The 1,285-nt window shown below is 35.1% G+C and carries 2 protein-coding genes; both read left to right on the top strand.

Annotated features, from left to right (window positions below; genetic code table 11):
* A partial coding sequence (locus tag AB1422_19535; GenBank protein MEW6621494.1) for a hypothetical protein occupies nucleotides 1-252 on the top strand: 252 nt, incomplete at its 5' end.
* Between the two features lie 91 nt (nucleotides 253-343).
* Nucleotides 344-727, top strand: coding sequence for a GxxExxY protein (locus AB1422_19530; GenBank protein MEW6621493.1), 384 nt, complete (start codon nucleotides 344-346; stop codon nucleotides 725-727).
* Nucleotides 728-1,285: the final 558 nt, after the last annotated feature.

Below are 1,285 nucleotides of genomic sequence, written 5' to 3'. Positions count from 1 at the left end.
TCTGGTTCTTCGCTGCTCCTCTTCCAAGCTACTTCTTCGCTATTTCTGCTCCAGGATACTTCTTCACCACTTCCGTTCCGAGTCCATTTCTTCGATGCTTCTGCTCCACTCTACTTCTTCGCCACTTCCTCTCCGAACCACTTCTTCATTGCTCCTGTTCCAAGCTACTTCTTCGCCACTTACGTTCTGAGTCTGTTTCTTCGCAGCGGGCTAACAAGTTATTATATAGTTTTCTGTATTTTAACACAATAGCCTCAAAAGGTCAAGAAAAAATTCGACCTGTGAAATAGGAATATTTTGATCGTGGTTAGTATAAGAAGGGGGATAAGGGGATAAAGGAGATATGGAGATATCAAAAGAATATCAAGAAAATTTACTTACTGAGATAATAATTCAATGTATTATTAAGGTACACCAGACACTGGATCCAGGTTTTCTGGAAAGTATTTACCGCAGGGCAATGGTAATTGAACTTACAAAACAGGGATTGAGAGTTGAGACAGAGAAAGAAATACTAATCTACTACGAAGGAGAAGAAATTGGGAAACACAGATTGGATATTCTTGTAGAAAGCAAGGTAATAGTAGAATTAAAAACGGTGGAGGAATTAAGCAAAGCTCATTATGCTCAGGTTCGCTCATATTTAAAAGCTACAGGTGTAAAGATGGCTATTCTTGTAAACTTTGCTAAAGAAAAGGTAGATTTTAGAAGAGTGGAATTAGAATAATATCCCCTTATCTCCTTAATCTCCCTATCTCCTTTTCTTACACCAAGCAGTGGAGTATAATTTTGTTTTCCCAGGTCGAAAAAATTTGACAAAAACAAATAAATTCTGTATAATTCTAACTGGTTATCATTACTTTTTACATGATATACAGAAAATAGGATAATTCTGCATGATTAATATACCAATCCACACTCCGCACTCATCCACTAAGGAAATAACATTTTTAACTGCTAGGAAATTGATAATATGTAAAGACGGGCATCCTTTAATAGATTGACAGGTATGTTATACTGATATAACAAAATCTAAAATAAAAGGAGTCCCATCATGAAATATCTTGCTTTAAACCAACAATAGCAACTTTTGTTCATTTGGTGTCCAGTCTAGTACTGTGTTAAGTAAATTTTTTCACAGTTTTTTCTAAAGTTTTGCTGATAAAATGACGATAATTCCACGTGGGCATAGAAATTTTAAGGAGGAAAGAATTATGCAAAAAAGATATCCACGTGGTCCAAAACCAAATTCATTTGATTTATCAGGAGAAATTCTCAAAACTAT

This window comes from bacterium, from assembly GCA_040757115.1.
Classification (GTDB): Bacteria; UBA9089; CG2-30-40-21; order CG2-30-40-21; family SBAY01; genus JBFLXS01.
Note: the sequence above shows the minus strand (reverse complement) of the source record. Positions and strands in the feature narration are given on the sequence as shown.